Annotated in this window: 13 protein-coding genes; 5 read left to right on the plus strand and 8 right to left on the minus strand. The window is 64.0% G+C overall.

Features of this window, described 5'->3' with window-relative positions; translation table 11 throughout:
- Nucleotides 1-18: 18 nt before the first annotated feature.
- From ACJO3T_RS12180 to ACJO3T_RS12205, 6 genes are all read right to left on the minus strand, one after another.
- Complete coding sequence (locus ACJO3T_RS12180; RefSeq protein WP_406978611.1) at nucleotides 19-1,557, minus strand: hypothetical protein; 1,539 nt, start codon at nucleotides 1,555-1,557, stop codon at nucleotides 19-21.
- Between the two features lie 2 nt (nucleotides 1,558-1,559).
- Nucleotides 1,560-2,501: a DMT family transporter gene (locus ACJO3T_RS12185; RefSeq protein ID WP_406963880.1), complete on the minus strand. Its 942-nt coding sequence runs from the start codon at nucleotides 2,499-2,501 to the stop codon at nucleotides 1,560-1,562.
- Nucleotides 2,498-3,148 carry a LutC/YkgG family protein gene (locus tag ACJO3T_RS12190; protein ID WP_406978612.1) on the minus strand — a complete coding sequence of 217 codons (651 nt, stop codon included), beginning with the start codon at nucleotides 3,146-3,148 and terminating at the stop codon, nucleotides 2,498-2,500. The genes ACJO3T_RS12185 and ACJO3T_RS12190 overlap by 4 nt, the downstream gene beginning before the upstream one ends.
- Nucleotides 3,145-4,575, minus strand: coding sequence for a LutB/LldF family L-lactate oxidation iron-sulfur protein (locus ACJO3T_RS12195; RefSeq protein WP_406978613.1), 1,431 nt, complete (start codon nucleotides 4,573-4,575; stop codon nucleotides 3,145-3,147). The genes ACJO3T_RS12190 and ACJO3T_RS12195 overlap by 4 nt, the downstream gene beginning before the upstream one ends.
- Nucleotides 4,572-5,351, minus strand: a complete 780-nt coding sequence (locus tag ACJO3T_RS12200; protein ID WP_406978614.1) for a (Fe-S)-binding protein — start codon at nucleotides 5,349-5,351, stop codon at nucleotides 4,572-4,574. The genes ACJO3T_RS12195 and ACJO3T_RS12200 overlap by 4 nt, the downstream gene beginning before the upstream one ends.
- Before the next feature lie 161 nt (nucleotides 5,352-5,512).
- Nucleotides 5,513-5,809 carry a ComEA family DNA-binding protein gene (locus tag ACJO3T_RS12205; protein ID WP_406963884.1) on the minus strand — a complete coding sequence of 99 codons (297 nt, stop codon included), beginning with the start codon at nucleotides 5,807-5,809 and terminating at the stop codon, nucleotides 5,513-5,515.
- 849 nt (nucleotides 5,810-6,658) lie between these two features.
- Between ACJO3T_RS12205 and ACJO3T_RS12210 the strand changes: the two genes are divergently transcribed.
- Together ACJO3T_RS12210 and ACJO3T_RS12215 are read left to right on the plus strand one after the other, a co-directional pair.
- Complete coding sequence (locus ACJO3T_RS12210) at nucleotides 6,659-7,213, plus strand: isochorismatase family protein (RefSeq protein ID WP_406978615.1); 555 nt, start codon at nucleotides 6,659-6,661, stop codon at nucleotides 7,211-7,213.
- A 79-nt stretch (nucleotides 7,214-7,292) separates the two neighbouring features.
- Nucleotides 7,293-8,684, plus strand: a complete 1,392-nt coding sequence (locus ACJO3T_RS12215; protein ID WP_406978616.1) for a nicotinate phosphoribosyltransferase — start codon at nucleotides 7,293-7,295, stop codon at nucleotides 8,682-8,684.
- On the opposite strand, the gene ACJO3T_RS12220 is transcribed toward ACJO3T_RS12215, so the two are convergent.
- Both ACJO3T_RS12220 and ACJO3T_RS12225 read right to left on the minus strand, forming a co-directional pair.
- Nucleotides 8,672-9,865 carry a GNAT family N-acetyltransferase gene (locus ACJO3T_RS12220; protein WP_406978617.1) on the minus strand — a complete coding sequence of 398 codons (1,194 nt, stop codon included), beginning with the start codon at nucleotides 9,863-9,865 and terminating at the stop codon, nucleotides 8,672-8,674. The two genes, ACJO3T_RS12215 and ACJO3T_RS12220, sit on opposite strands and share 13 nt — an antisense overlap.
- Before the next feature lie 82 nt (nucleotides 9,866-9,947).
- Nucleotides 9,948-10,286 carry a hypothetical protein gene (locus tag ACJO3T_RS12225; RefSeq protein WP_406963888.1) on the minus strand — a complete coding sequence of 113 codons (339 nt, stop codon included), beginning with the start codon at nucleotides 10,284-10,286 and terminating at the stop codon, nucleotides 9,948-9,950.
- Between the two features lie 186 nt (nucleotides 10,287-10,472).
- Between ACJO3T_RS12225 and ACJO3T_RS12230 the strand changes: the two genes are divergently transcribed.
- The 3 genes from ACJO3T_RS12230 to ACJO3T_RS12240 are packed head-to-tail and all read left to right on the plus strand — an operon-like array spanning nucleotide 10,473 to nucleotide 13,180.
- Complete coding sequence (locus tag ACJO3T_RS12230; protein WP_406978618.1) at nucleotides 10,473-11,180, plus strand: response regulator transcription factor; 708 nt, start codon at nucleotides 10,473-10,475, stop codon at nucleotides 11,178-11,180.
- A gap of 15 nt (nucleotides 11,181-11,195) precedes the next feature.
- Nucleotides 11,196-12,569, plus strand: a complete 1,374-nt coding sequence (locus ACJO3T_RS12235) for a sensor histidine kinase (protein WP_406978619.1) — start codon at nucleotides 11,196-11,198, stop codon at nucleotides 12,567-12,569.
- Nucleotides 12,566-13,180 carry an IMPACT family protein gene (locus tag ACJO3T_RS12240; RefSeq protein WP_406963891.1) on the plus strand — a complete coding sequence of 205 codons (615 nt, stop codon included), beginning with the start codon at nucleotides 12,566-12,568 and terminating at the stop codon, nucleotides 13,178-13,180. The genes ACJO3T_RS12235 and ACJO3T_RS12240 overlap by 4 nt, the downstream gene beginning before the upstream one ends.
- Nucleotides 13,181-13,185 lie beyond the last annotated feature (5 nt).

Genomic DNA, 13,185 nt, shown 5'->3' on the forward strand with positions numbered 1-13,185 from the left:
GCCCCTTCGCCGTCGCCCTTATCGCTTGTGGCCCGGCAGGTGCTGTCGCATGAATCCGGCCGCCGCCGCGAAGGGCAGCACCGTGCGCGGCAGGTAGGGCACCGACCACAGGCCGCCATGGATGGCGTTGTCCATGAACAGTTCGAACGGATGGTCCAGGGTGGTTTCCGGCCTGGACGCCGCCTTCCCGTACCTCAGCTCATGCACCCACAGCGCCGCCATCAGGGCATTGGTGGTTTCCGGCGCGAAGACTTCCACATTGAACAGGTCTGCTCCCGCAAAGCCCGCCGCCAGGGCGGGGTTGCTGGTCACGGAGCGGGTGGTGGTGGACGGCGCGATATTCATCACCGCATGACGCCCGTCGGCACGGGACACCGTGGCCCGCCATTGCTGGAGCCGTTTCGCCAGGGCGTAGTTGGGCCCCTGCTGGGTGATGGTGCTGTCGACAATGCCGTAGCGCTTACCGTTGCTGCACTCGTACTTCCGGGTGATGCCCGGAGCAAAGGCGTGGTGACCCAGGGGCCATTGCACGGCCTTTTTCAGTACGGAGCGTTCCTGCCAGGCGGTCATGACCCGGCCCGCCACGGAGTCCGGCACCGCGAAGCTGTCTGTCGGCGTGGCCATATAGGCAATGGTGGTATCAGGGTTGTCCCGCTGTAGCGCATCGGCAATGGTATCCATGGCCACTGATACCCGGGTGTGCTTCTCGCCATCCAGGTAGGCCAGGCAACCCACATCCAGCGGCGTCCCGAAGCCGGCCAGCCAGCGGGTGATGGCCGGGGCCTGGGTCAGCAGGTTGGCCCCGAGGCCCTCCTGCCAGCTATCGTGCAGGTCCTGTGCTCTCACCCTGGCGTTGGCGGCGACGGGGGCGTGGAGTATGCCGTTGCCCTGGCGGACTTTCCGCAGGATACGGTTCCAGGGCCCGGCAGCGGGCACATCAATAGCCACCAGGCGCGCCCGCCAGCGGGCCAGCCAGCCCAGGGGGCCCGCCTCGGAAGCGGCCCCGAGCAGGGCAAAGGTACGGTCCGACAGGTCAAACCAGTCCGGGTTGTCCAGGCACCGGTGCAGGGCATCGGCGGCGGACGGTTCCATCACGCCCCGGAATACCCAGCGTTCCAGTTGTACCCGCAGGCGGTCGCCGGACAGCCACTCGCCATCCACCGGCACGGCCCACGGGGCTGGCCCCTCGGTGCTGCGTCCGTCAATGGTCAGGGTTGTCAGTTCATCCTGTGGCTGAGCCACGGCGGCATTGATACCCAGATCACCGTCGGCACTATGGAAGACGAACTCCCGCCGGGTGGCGTCCAGTGCCGCCCGGGCAATGGCGACCGCCGCTTCGGGGCTGGTCAGGCCCAGCTCCACCAGACGACGGAAATGATCCACATAACCCTTGCGCCAGTTCCGGGTCTGCCGGATAGCCTCGGCAGCCTCATCCGATACGGCGCCGGCCGCCGCCGCAAGGATATGCCGCGACGCCTCGGACGTGCTGCGGCGGCCACTGGATGGGTCCCGGGGGAAGGCGATGCCTTCAGGGTCCTGCTCTGGTCCGGACTGCATGGTCAGTTGGTGTCCTCCTTTCCCGTTGATGCGGTACGACTGCTGGCGGAGGCAACGATCACCGCCAGGGTCAGGATAACGGCACCGGCAATGCCGATAACGCCCAGGATCTCACCCAGGATCAGCCACGCCAGCAGGGCCACGAATAGTGGCTCCAGGGTGACGATAATGCTCGCCAGGGTGGCCGGCGTGGTCTTCATCCCGGTAAAGAAACAGACATATCCCAGGCACGTGGGTACCACACCAATATAGATGACCATCAGCCATTCTTTCAGCCCCAGGCTGGCCAGGTCGGCAAATCCGCCACTCAGCCACACCGGTGGCAACAGCAGGAGTGCGGCCACCAGGAAGCAGACAAAGGCGGTGGTGAACACCGGCGTACCCGCCGAATTATAGCGGCTGGTCATGTTAAAGCCGGTATAGACGGTGGCGGCCAGCAGGGCCATCAGGATGCCCGCCAGCCGGAAGCTGCCGGCGGTGTCGATATCACTGGCCACCAGCATGCCGGTGCCGGCAATGGCGGCCACCAGGGCGATCACCGTCACCAGCCGGGGTTTCTCCCCCAGCAAGGGTGCCGCCAGGATGGCCACCATCACCGGCGGCAGGCACAGGGCAATCAGCGTGGCGATGCCGGCGCCTATCATGTCCACCGCCATCAGGTAGCTGCCCTGGTAGAAGGCCTGGAACAGGCCCAGGCTGGCCAGTACCAGCAGGCCCTTGGTGGTCAGGGATGGCCACAGACGTTTGCGACCGTTGGTAGCGGCGGCTTCCCGGTCCAGCTCCCCCTTCATCAGCAGCCAGAAGAAGGGCAGGGCCACCACCAGCCGCAGCAGCCCCAGGGTCAGGGGCTGCAGGTCCGTGTCGGCAAACAGGAATTTGGCAACAATGCTGGTGGTACCCCACAGCAGTGAGGTAAAGGCAATGAGCAGAGCTCCTCGTATCATTCTACTACCAGTACGATCAGTTCCCGGGGACCGTGGACCCCGTAGGCGAGTGTCTGCTCAATGTCGGCGGTCTTGGACGGTCCGGACACCAGCAGGGCGTTGGTGGGCATGCCGCCGGACCAGTCCTGTGCCGCCATGGCATCCCGCAGGGTGCCGTATAGGCCGGAAGCTCGCAGCAGGGCAACGTGTATCGGGGGCACCAGGCTGGTAAGCCGGGGCTCCTCCGCCGAAGGCCAGAGGATCAGTGATCCGGTCTCCGCAATGCCACCACGGGTGGTGGTCAGGCCTGCGCCCACCTGGTTGAACAGGTGCTCCTGCCAGCTTCCCACCGGTTCGTCGTAGATCAGCAGTTCCGGCAGGTCCTGCCGCGACGCCTTCAGGGTGGCCAGTGGCTCTGCGCCATTGCCGACCAGCATCAGGGAAACCCGACGTTCGGCCAGCAAAGTGGACAAGGTTGCCACCCAGTTGCCTTTTCGACAGTCGTGGATTTCCCCATGTACCGGTTCCATGGCCTGACGGAACCGGGTCAGTTTCTCGTCAGTGCTCCAGTCTGGCCGCTCCATGGCAGAAAAATCCCGCTCTGCTGTTGGCAACGTATCACCGGACCGGTTGCGCAGACGCTGGAGGATGGTGTCCCGGGCGCTCATGACTGTCGGTCCTTCAATTGCTGGTGCAGGGTGCGGGCGGCCAGTTTCGGGGCCGTGCGGTAGCGGGTCCAGGCGCCGAGGCGGGAGGGTTGCAGGGCCCTGAGCTGGCTGCCCACAGCGGCCCCGACGCGGTAGGCCAGGGGGTGAGCGTGGACGAACTGCCAGGTCTTCCAGGCCAGGGCCTCGGCGGTGTTCCGTTTGGCGCCATGGCCGTCGACCACTGCCGGGTGCAACCGGTCGCCATCCACAGATTCCTGGCGTAGCCGTACCAGCAAGTCCGGTATCGGGATCTTCACCGGGCATACCTCGCCACAGGCGCCACACAGGCTGGAGGCGCTGGGTAGGTGTCGACCTTCGTCCAGGCCCACCAGGTGGGGCATCAGGATCTTGCCGATGGGGCCCGGGTAAGTAGTGCCGTAGGTGTGGCCGCCCACCCGCGTGTACACCGGGCAATGGTTCATGCAGGCGCCGCAGCGGATGCACCGCAGGGTATCCACCAGTTCGTCATCCTGGTAGATGCCGGAGCGGCCATTGTCCACCAGAACCAGGTGGACCTCTTCCGGGCCGTCCAGTTCCTCACCCCGGCGCGGGCCGGAAATCATGTTGATGTAGGTGGTGATGTGCTGGCCGGTCGCCGAGCGGGTCAGCAGGGCCAGCAGGGCGGACATGTCCTCCAGCGACGGCACTACCTTCTCGATACCGGTGACGGCGATATGGCAGGGGGGCACTGTAGTGGTCATGCGGCCATTGCCCTCGTTCTCCACCAGGCACAGGGTACCGGTTTCCGCCACCGCGAAGTTGACGCCGGAAATGCCCACGTCCGCCCGCATGAACTTCTCCCGTAGTTGCTGGCGGGCACTGGCGGTGAGGTACTCCACATCCGTGGAGCGTTCGGTGCCGGTGCGCTCGTGCATCAGCTCGGAAATCTCGCCGGTGTTCTTGTGGATGGCGGGCATGATGATGTGGGAGGGCGTTTCCCCGGCCAACTGGACGATGTACTCCCCCAGGTCGGATTCCAGGGCTTCGATGCCATGCTGCTCCAGGTGGTGGTTGAGGTGCATTTCCTCGCTCACCATGGACTTGCCCTTGATCACGCTGCGGGCATCCCGGGCCTGGCAGATGTCGGTGACGATCCGGCAGGCCTCCTCGCCATCCAGCGCCCAGTGCACGCGAACGCCATTGGCGGTGAGATTTTCCTCAAGCTGTTCCAGCAGATCCGGCAGGTTGGCGAGGGCATTCCGGCGTACATCGGCCCCCAGCGTTCTCAGCGCTTCCAGGTCCCAGCCCTCAAAGGCGGTTTTGCGCTTGCCCATCAGTCCGTCCATGGCGCGACGGAAGTTCTGGCGGATCTGGGGGTTATTGATGGCGGCCCGGGCGCGGGGGTGGAATTCCTGCACATCCGGGTTGTGGGGGGGCTGCTCACTCATGCCGGCCCCCCGTCCTCGCCGGACGTGCGTTGCCACAGGAAACTGAGGATATGCTGCCCTTTCAGGGGCACACCCTGTTTTTCCGCGTAACCGTCGATATTCATCAGGCAGCCGCAGTCGGTGGTGACGAACTCACGGGCTCCGGTGTCGGTGATGGTGGCCACCTTCTCGGACACCATCGCCCCGGAGATTTCCGGGTGCCGCACCGCGAAGGTGCCACCAAAGCCGCAGCACTCCTCGGCCCGGGCCTGTTCCACCACCGTGACCTTTTCCAGTTGTGACAGCAGGGCCGGACCGGTGCCTCCAAGGCCTAGCTCCCGGCGGGCGGAGCAGGATGTATGCATGGCCACGGTCACCGGCTCGCCCAGGTCCTGCAGCTGGATATGGCAGACATTCAGCAGGAACTCCGTCAGCTCCCAGACCCGACCGGCTACCTCTTTGGCGGTCTCAAGTTCCGGGGTATCCCGGAACAGTTGCGGGTAGTGCTGCCGCATCATGCCGCCGCAGGAGCCCGAGGGCACCACAATGGGGTAGTCCTCCGGGAACAACTCCAGTTGCCGCCGGGCCACGGCACGGGCTTCGTCATGGTAGCCGGAGGTCCAGGCGGGCTGGCCGCAGCAGGTCTGGTCCTGGGGAAAGATCACCTCGATGCCCTCCCGCTCCAGCAGGCGGATACCGGCCATGCCGGCTTCCGGATAGAACAGGTCCACCAGGCAGGTACCGTAGAAATAGACCTTGTCGGGCTTGCTTGGATACAACTTGAGGGTGTCGGCCATGGCGGAACATCTGACGGTGAATCGTTGATGACAACGATAGGGGTACCCCATGGCTCTGTCCAGGCGACTTTGGGCGAAGGCGTGTGATTCGCCGGGGTGGGCCAGATGATTGGTATTTCAGAGGGATGAAAAAAGCCCCGCCGGAAGGCGGGGCAAAAGGATCAGCGTGTGGTGATGCGGGTGGCGTTCTTTTCCACCGTGACATCACCAATGCCACGCACTCGGGTGAGATCGTCCCCGGATTCGAAGGGGCCATTGGTGTCGCGGTCGGCGACAATGGCCAGTGCCTTGGTTTCGCCGATGCCATCCAGAGTGGTCAGCTCTGTGGCCGTGGCGGTGTTGATGTTCACCACGGGGGCCTGGGTTTCGGCAGGCTCCTCGGCCCAGGCCGGTGCCTGCATGGCAAAAAGGCTGAAAATCAGTACCAGTGATGCAAAAAGTCGTTGTGTCTGTTTCATGGTTCGCATTGTGTCGATTGGTTATGGTTTCGAACGCCGGACTGACCGACGGAGAGCGCTCCCGGGCTGCATCATCACGGAACCACGACAAACCACCACTTATAAAGATTGCCAACCATGTACTACGAATCTGGGCCGTCCGCCTCGGATGGCGGGGTTATGGCCTGACGGGAAAAACGTGCAACTACCTGCGGCGCCCTGTTTTGCGGCTGCCATGGCGGATATGGGGAAGGAAAAAGCCGGTCCACGGCTGGGGCCACGCTCCCTGTGACCCCTGTCCGCGACCAGACCCGATGCCGGTTCCTTCGGCATTGCCCAAATCCCTGGGCGACAGTCCCTGTCGGCAATCCCTTGAGCATCCATGCTACGCTGGCCATCCTGGCCGGCGGTAAGCGGTTCCCTGCTCAATCCGCTGCTACACTCCCTGCAGTAGCCCTCACTCCTTGACTACGCTTTCCCTACGTCGGTCAGTCCCTTGCATTCCCTTGGTGACTTCCGTGTACAGGATCTATTCTACGCATCGACCGGTTTCGTCAAATAAGACATCCCCGCCGTGGCGTGTAGGAAAAAGCTTACAGATCTGTAAGCATCGGGCCGGGCCGGCTGTAAGGGAGCGTAAAAGCAACGTCATTTCCATAAAATATCCTTTTAAAACAATAGAGTAGAGAATTCACGTTGGTAGCCGGAAATATCCGGAAAACGGATTGCACCCTGCAAAAAACGGTTCCAGGGACGTTTGTCCGGCCCCGGGATCCAGGAAATCTGCAGGGGGTTGAGCATTGGATGATTCACCCTCATTCTAGGTAATACATCCTTGCCATACGGTTTGATATGGAAAAGGAGGTTGCCATGAGTGATCACGATACCGCGCTGTTACTGGTGGATATCCAGAACGACTTCTGCGAGGGCGGAAGCCTGGCGGTGCCGGACAGTAACGCCATCTTCGATACCGTTAACCAGTGGATCGCGCTGGCCCATGGTCGTGGCTGGCCGATAGTCGCCAGCCGTGACTGGCACCCGCGGGAGCACCGCAGCTTTGAGTCCCGTGGTGGGCCTTGGCCGGAACACTGTGTCCAGGATACCCATGGCGCCGACTTCCATCCCCATATGCAGTTGCCGCCCGAGACCATCCGGGTGAGCAAGGGCACCTCCTTTGAAACCGATGCCTACTCCGCCTTCGACGGCACCGAACTGGAGCACTACTTCCGCCGCCATGGCATCCAGAAGCTTGTGGTGGCGGGCCTGGCCCTGGATGTCTGCGTGCAGGCGAGCGTGCGTGACGCCCGCAAGCTGGGGTTCGACGTGGACCTGCTGGTGGACGGCACCCGTGCCGTGGACAAGGCCGAAGGCCCCACGGTACTGCAGACTCTGGAAGACGACGGCGTTCGCCTGATCCGGGAGTAGTACCGGACTCCCCGTTCGCCAGGCGCCCGGCTTCCGGGGAGCGGGCGCCTGTGTCCACCCCCTGTAAAGGAGTGACTGAATGGCTGAGCAGCCACTGATGCCCAGGGAGCAGGACCTGCCCCTGTTTGTCGACCTGTATGAACTGGCCATGGCCCAGGCCTACTGGCGTTCCGGCATGGACGGCGAGGCCGTCTTCAGCCTGTTCTTCCGCAAGCTGCCGGAGCACCGTAACTTCATCCTGGCCTGCGGTCAGCAGCAGGTGGCACGGGTTATCCAGTCGCTGCGGTTTACTGATGACCATATCCACCGGTTGCGACAACTGGAACGCTTCGATGACCGCTTCCTGGACTGGCTCCGCCATTGGCGGTTCACCGGCAGCGTGCAGGCAGTGCCCGAGGGCACCCCGGTGTTTCCCCAGGAACCCCTGCTGGAAGTCCGCGCCCCGGTGATCGAGGCCCAGATCCTGGAAAGCCTGGTGATGAACTATGTGCACCTGGAATCCACCCTGGCCTCCAAGGCGGTGCGGCATGTGCTGGCGGCGGAGGGGCGCCCGGTGGTGGACTTCGGCATGCGGCGCATGCACGGGCTGGATTCCGCCTGGCGCGGCGTCCGGGCCTACCGAATTGCGGGGCTGGCGGGTACCAGTAACATCCAGGCCGGGCTCGATTTCGGCCTGCCGGTCAAGGGCACCATGGCCCATAGTTTCGTGCAGGCCTGCGAGGACGAGATGGCCGCCTTCCGCCTGTATGCCGAACTCTATCCCGGCACCACGTTGCTGGTGGATACCTACGACACCCAGGGAGCGGTGCGGAACATCATCCGCTGGCTGAGGGAAAACCCGGAGGTGGACATCGGCGGTATCCGGCTGGATTCCGGCAACCTCGGGGACGAGGCCCGGGCGTGCCGCCGGCTGCTGGACGAGGCGGGTCTGGACCGGATCCGCATCATGGCCAGCGGGGGGTTGGACGAATACCAGATCGAGGCGCTGGTCTCATCCGGCGCGCCCATTGATGGCTTCGGCGTGGGCACCGCCATCGGCGTGGCCAACGACGCCCCGGCCATCGAACTGGCCTACAAGCTGACCGCCTACGGGGGCGAACCCCGCATGAAGAAATCCACCGGCAAGCGCTCCTGGCCCTGCCCCAAGCAGGTCTTCCGGCAGTTGGACGCCAACGGCCACATGCAGGGGGACCTGATTGCCGAAGCCCATGAACAGGGGGATGGAACGCCGCTTTTACAGCCGCTGATGGCCGATGGCCGGCTGGTGGAAGGCGCCATTGCGAGCCTGGAAGATCAGGTGACCCATGCCCGTGAGTCGGTGGCGGCGCTGCCACCGGAACAGAAGCGCCTGGCGCCGGCACGGGAGGCCTACCCGGTCCGCTTCAGCGAGTCCTTGAAACAGCAGCAGGTCCGCACCCTGGAGCGCATTGCCCACCTGCAGGAATGGCACTACAGCGATCAGGACGAATAGCGTCCCGCAGACTCCTGGGGCTCCTGCCGGTAGGGCAGGGCCTCCAGTGCCGCCTCGCGGTAGCGGGCCACGTCCTCCGCTTCCTCCTGGCAGAAGTGGGCCACGGCATCCCGGAAACCTGGTTGCGCCACGTTGTGCCAGGAGTGGGTGGTCACCGGCTCAAAGCCCCGCACCAGCTTGTGCTCCCCCTGGGCGCCGGCATCGAAGCGCGCCAGCCTTTCGTTGATGGCCAGGTCGATACCCTGGTAGTAACAGGTCTCGAAATGCAGGTGGTTGTAGTCGTCCAGGCAGCCCCAATAGCGCCCGAACAGGGTGTCTTCTCCCATAATGAACAGAGCCGCCGCGATGCGCTGGCCTTCCCGTGACGCGGTGATAATTCTCAGCCCCTTGCCCAGGCGCTGCGCCAGCAACTGGAAGAATGTCCGGTTCAGGTACGGGTGCATGCCCCGTTTGAGATAGGTGGCGGTGTAGAACAGGAAGAAGTCGTCCAGCACATCGTCGGGCAGGGCATCGCCGCTCCAGTGCTCGAAGGTAATGCCCTGTTCCGCCACCTGCCGGCGTTCCTTGCGAATGGACTTGCGCTTGCGGGAGGTGAGCTGCGCCAGGAAGTCGTCGAAGGTCTGATAACCCCGGTTGAACCAGTGGAACTGGCAGCCCTGCCGGTGAAGGGTGCCGGGGCTTGCCAGCAGGGCCTGGTCGTCGCTGTCCGGGAATAACAGGTGCCAGGAATGCAGGCCCTCCCGGGCCATCAGGTGGTCCAGTGCCTGGTGCAGTTGTTCCGGTGCCAGGTCTGCCCGGGCCGGCCCCGGGATCAGCAGTCTGGGCCCCTGGCAGGGGGTAAAGGGAACCGCCACCACCAGCTTGGGATAGTAGGGCTGGCCATGGCGCTGCCAGGCATCGGCCCAGGCCCAGTCGAACACATACTCTCCCATGGAGTGGAACTTGCGGTAGGCGGGCGCCACGCCAATCCAGTGGCCGTCCAGGTGGAATGTCAGGTGGCAGGGCTGCCAGCCGGTGTCCCGGGATACCGAGCCGCTGGCCTCCAGTGCCTCCAGGAAGTCGTAGCTGACCAGAGGGTTGTCGGTGCCAGCGAACCGGTTCCAGTGGTCGCGACCGATGTCGGTGATGCTGTCCACTGTCACAATATCGAGCCCGGACGGGGCGGTGGTGTGCTCGGTCATGAGGTTCCCGGAAAAACGGCCTCCGGGGAGGCCGTGAGAATGAGAATGTCCGGGATACTTTACGATATAATTCGGGGGCTGATCACTCCCCGTCGCGGTTTTCGCAACGTTCCTTCATGTGTTCGACCCGCTCTTCGAACTTCTCCCGGCGCTCGTCACGCATCTCGTCCCAGATTTCCCGCTGTTCGGCGGTCAGTTGCAGGCGCTCGGCCATGTCCTCGTGGCGTTCGTCGGCCTTTTCGCGCATTTCATCGCGCTTTTCCTGCCAGTCGCCACTCTCCATTTTCTCGCAGAAGTCGCCGTGTCGCTTGCCGTGGTGGCCATCCCGGTCACCATGGTGGTCGGCCATGGCCAGGGGGCTGGCCAGCAGGGCGGCTGAGATCAGGGCGGAGGTGAACAGACCGGTTTTCAGTGTTTTCATGGAATCACTCCTGTTTCATCGTCATTGGGCGTGAGGGTGTATCACGCAAGTTGCATGAGCATGATAGGAAACCGGGTGTAAGCTCCTGTCAGACGGTGGTAAAAAATCTGTAAATGCCCCGGCGGGGCTGCGCCGGTGGGGAGTGGGGTGGTATGGTTTGTACCGGAACAAAAAGGGGAATACCGGATGCAGAACCGGGTACTACTGGTTGAAGACGACGAGGAGCTGCGCACCCTGCTGGCCCGCTACCTGACGGGGCAGGGGTTTGAGGTACGCGAAGCGGAAACGGGCAGCGATGGCCTGACGCTGGCGGCGGAAGGCCTGACCGATATTGTGGTACTGGACATCATGCTGCCGGACATTTCCGGGCTGGATGTGCTGCGCGAACTGCGGGCCCGCAATCACCTGCCGGTACTGCTGTTGACCGCCCGGGGTGACGAGACCGACCGCATTGTGGGTTTCGAGGTGGGCGCCGACGACTATATTCCCAAGCCCTGCAACCCCAGGGAACTGGTGGCCCGTATCCAGGCCGTGTTGCGCCGGGTAGCCTGGGACCATCAGGCGGATGTGAATGCTGACCGGGTATTCGGCGACCTGAGGGTGGAGCCGGAGCAGCGGCGGGTACTGCTGCGGGGTGAGACCGTGGACCTGACCGCCACCGAGTACGAGGTGCTGCAGGTACTGTTGGCCCACGCCGGCAGCGTGGTGCGCAAGACCGATCTGATGCAGTGGGCCCTGGGCCGTCGCCTGGCCGCCTACGACCGTACCCTCGACATGCACATCAGTAACCTGCGCCGCAAGCTGGGACCGGAAGACCCGTCCCGTATTGAAACCGTACGCGGTCTGGGCTACAGCTATCGGGTCACCAACCCCGACCCGACGGCGACCAACTGACTTTCAGGAGTTTCCTTGAACACCCACGGCAAGCGTCCCTTCATGTTTCCGCTGTTCTGGCGGATCTTCCTGCTGATCTGGCTGGCGCTGGCGTCCGCTATCGTGCTCAGTAATCTGGTGACGCGAGAACTCCTGGAGCGTGAGCGGGAGGCCATCGAGGACCTGGAAAGCCTGCGTGACGTAGCGGTCGAGGCGGCCAGACTGGATCGGGGCACTGACCGGGGCGCCTTCTGGGGATACCTCCGTGAAAAAGGCCATGAACTGGACCTGCATCTGATGCTGGTGGATACGGACCAGGCCCGCGACGAGCTGCCGGATTCCGTGCAGGAGCGCATGCGTTCCTGGTACCACCGCAAGCCGGCGGTGATTGAGGTCAACGAGACCCAGCGGCTGGTGGCCTGGCCCAGGTCGGACCGCAAGGGGCGCATCTCCCCCGGCGTGGCCCGGACCCTGGAACTGTCCCTGGGGGTTATCCTGCTGACCTTTGCCTGCTGGTGGATCGCACGCCTGGTCTCCCGTCCGTTGCGCCATATGGAAAGCACTGCCCAGGCTATTGCCGGTGGCGACCTGAGCCTGCGGGTCAACCAACGCATTGCCCGCCGTCGGGACGAGATCGGCCTCACCGCCCGGGCCTTCAACGCCATGACGGAACGCCTCTGTGACCTGCTGGACCGACAGCAACAGTTGATGCGGGATATCTCTCACGATCTTCGCACACCGCTGGCTCGCCAGCGGGTCGCCATCGAGCTGGCGGCGGACAGCGGGGGTATGGAACCGGAACTGCTGGCCAGCATCCGGCGCCAGAACGAACGCCTGGAAGAAATGACCGGCCAGATCCTCACCCTGTACCGGGTGTCCGGCGGTGGCGATGGTCTGGAGCGGGAACCGGTGAACATGGTGCGGGCCATCAACGATGTGCTCCGGGACGCCGCCGACTACGCCGAACACCAGCGGGTGGACTGCCATTTCGAGGCGGGTGCCGACTGCCAGCAGGTGACGGTGCTGGCCAACGGCGAACTGTTGCGCCGGGGGCTGGACAATATCCTCCAGAATGCCCTCGACTACACGCCACCGGGCAAAACCGTGACCGTCAGGCTGGCCCGCGAGGGTGGCACACTATCATGCACCATTATCGACCAGGGCCCCGGCGCGCCGGAAGAAATGCTCTCCCAGCTGTTTGAACCCTTCTACCGGGCTGATCGGGCCCGTAGTGGCAAGGGCTGGGGGCTGGGCCTGGCCATTGCCCGTGACATCATCGCCTCCCACGACGGCCAGATCGAGGCCCGTAATGTGGCCGATGGCGGCCTGCAGGTTCATATCCGGCTGCCGGTCTTCACCAGCGCCGACGACCCCGGTCTGGGTGAAGGGGCCACCCGGAGGCGCCCGTGAGCGTTGGTTACCCGATACCGGCGGGCGTTCTGGAAAAAGAGACGGAAATCCGCAAGAGCCGCTTTATCGCCAGGGTCGCCCCGGTCCACGACCGTGAACAGGTCAAGGCGCTGGTGCATCTGGCCTGGCAGGACCATCCGGATGCCCGCCATGTCTGTTGGGCCTACCAGATCGGCCAGCCCGGCTCGGCGGCGGAGGCGGCGATGAACGACGACGGCGAGCCCTCCGGAACGGCTGGCAAGCCGATCCTGAATGTCATCCAGCACAAGGACATGGGCGATGTGGCGGTGATCGTGATCCGCTATTTCGGCGGCATCAAGCTGGGGGCCGGTGGCCTCGTGCGGGCCTATGCGGGGGCGGCGGAATCGGTACTGTCCGCTGTGGAGCGAAAGGTTAACCGGCCCATGGAGGAAGTGGTGGTGTCGCTTCCCTTCGCCCTGGAGCAGCCCCTGCGGCACTGGTGTGAGCAACACGACGCGGATCCGGCGGAGGCCGTCTATGGCGACGGGGTCACCATGACGGTGTATCTGCCTGAACCCGCGAAGGAATCCCTGGTCTCATTTTGTGAGGCCAATCAACTGGATTACCATTACCCGGACAGGGCCGGATGATCCGT

Origin of the sequence: Marinobacter shunpengi, assembly GCF_045449715.1 — a bacterium.
Taxonomy (GTDB): Bacteria; Pseudomonadota; Gammaproteobacteria; order Pseudomonadales; family Oleiphilaceae; genus Marinobacter.

Coding starts and splice junctions, on each gene's coding strand:
- ACJO3T_RS12180 (WP_406978611.1), bottom strand. CDS start 1,557: ATGCAGTCCGGACCAGAGCAGGACCCTGAAGGCATCGCCTTCCCCCGG.
- ACJO3T_RS12185 (WP_406963880.1), bottom strand. CDS start 2,501: ATGATACGAGGAGCTCTGCTCATTGCCTTTACCTCACTGCTGTGGGGT.
- ACJO3T_RS12190 (WP_406978612.1), bottom strand. CDS start 3,148: ATGAGCGCCCGGGACACCATCCTCCAGCGTCTGCGCAACCGGTCCGGT.
- ACJO3T_RS12195 (WP_406978613.1), bottom strand. CDS start 4,575: ATGAGTGAGCAGCCCCCCCACAACCCGGATGTGCAGGAATTCCACCCC.
- ACJO3T_RS12200 (WP_406978614.1), bottom strand. CDS start 5,351: ATGGCCGACACCCTCAAGTTGTATCCAAGCAAGCCCGACAAGGTCTAT.
- ACJO3T_RS12205 (WP_406963884.1), bottom strand. CDS start 5,809: ATGAAACAGACACAACGACTTTTTGCATCACTGGTACTGATTTTCAGC.
- ACJO3T_RS12210 (WP_406978615.1), top strand. CDS start 6,659: ATGAGTGATCACGATACCGCGCTGTTACTGGTGGATATCCAGAACGAC.
- ACJO3T_RS12215 (WP_406978616.1), top strand. CDS start 7,293: ATGGCTGAGCAGCCACTGATGCCCAGGGAGCAGGACCTGCCCCTGTTT.
- ACJO3T_RS12220 (WP_406978617.1), bottom strand. CDS start 9,865: ATGACCGAGCACACCACCGCCCCGTCCGGGCTCGATATTGTGACAGTG.
- ACJO3T_RS12225 (WP_406963888.1), bottom strand. CDS start 10,286: ATGAAAACACTGAAAACCGGTCTGTTCACCTCCGCCCTGATCTCAGCC.
- ACJO3T_RS12230 (WP_406978618.1), top strand. CDS start 10,473: ATGCAGAACCGGGTACTACTGGTTGAAGACGACGAGGAGCTGCGCACC.